1 protein-coding gene is annotated in these 1133 nt (G+C 51.5%); it reads right to left on the bottom strand.

Features of this window, described 5'->3' with window-relative positions; all coding sequences use genetic code 11:
• Positions 1-99 precede the first annotated feature (99 nt).
• Complete coding sequence (locus tag R2K26_RS15405) at positions 100-1065, bottom strand: IS5 family transposase (RefSeq protein WP_173716336.1); 966 nt, start codon at positions 1063-1065, stop codon at positions 100-102.
• Positions 1066-1133 lie beyond the last annotated feature (68 nt).

The following is a 1133-nucleotide window of genomic DNA, read 5'->3' as shown; positions in this document are numbered from 1 at the left end:
GGCAGCACCGCACAATTGCTGAGGCAAGCGCTGTCGAATCACCCATCAGGCAGGAAACCATAGGCTTCCCGGCGCATTTCTTCGCGAGAGCGCACAACTTCAAGCCGCCAGGCAGGGCCTGTCAGCCAGAAGCAGATTCGCCAATGCGAACATGATATTGAATTTGGCTCGCTGCTTTTCGAGCCCTCGGTATCGCGTTTTTCGAAATTGCAGCTGTTTCTTGACGACACCGAATACGTGCTCTACTTTTGCCCGAACAGAAGACTTTGCGTGTTCTGCTTTCTTTGCGGCATACTGGCCGCTCTTGCTCAGCTTTTTTAATTGAGATGGACGTCGGTTAATTTTGTATTTGATCTTGCGTCCGGATTTGTTCCGAACGATCGCGTCCTCACGGTTCCCGGCTCCAAGATAGCCACTGTCGCCGTAAACGACATCTTCCTCACCGGTCAGCAGGGATGAAGTCTGCGTCACATCATGGACATTAGCTGGTGTCGCCTCCACTGTGTGTACCAGTCCGCTGTCCTTATCCACCCCAACATGGGCTTTATAGCCAAAGTGCCATGTGTTGCCCTTCTTGACCTGATGTGCATCCGGATCCCGCTTTTTCTCCTTGTTCTTGGTGGAAGACGGCGCGGAAATAATGGTGGAATCTACGATCGTTCCCTTTTTCAGGATAAGGCCCTGTTCAGTGAGCGCGGTAACAACTTGTGCAAACAGTTTCTCCTGCAGTCCATTCTTCACCAGCAGGTTCCGAAAGCGGCCAATGGTATCTCCGTTCGGCACCTGATTGCTGGAATCAACGCCGCAGAAATCTGAAAATGCCCGGCTGTCGATTGCCTCCGCCGCTGTTGCTTCATCACTCAGGTCATACAGATTTTGCAGCAGATACAACCGCAGCATGGTCTCCAGTGGATAGGGTTTATTGCCGCGCTCTCCTTTGTAATAGCACGGCTGGATCAGCGTAAGCCATTCCTTCCACGGGACGATCCGCTCGATCTGGGCTAGAAATTCTTTCTTCTTTGTCCGTACCTGCGCCAACTCATCACTAAGCGCAGACATTGTCATCTGTTTATCCATGGTCTTATTATATCACTTCTGGCAGTATCGCGCCTACTTTTCTGTGCGGTATTGCC

This window comes from Neglectibacter sp. CSJ-5, from assembly GCF_032490475.1.
Lineage (GTDB): Bacteria > Bacillota > Clostridia > Oscillospirales > Acutalibacteraceae > Hominenteromicrobium > Hominenteromicrobium mulieris.
The sequence above is the reverse complement of the archived record's forward strand: the minus strand, read 5'-3'. Positions and strand labels throughout refer to the sequence as shown.

Bases quoted from the DNA above. Each gene is read 5' to 3' on its own strand.
- R2K26_RS15405 (WP_173716336.1), bottom strand. From the start codon at position 1,065: ATGACAATGTCTGCGCTTAGTGATGAGTTGGCGCAGGTACGGACAAAG.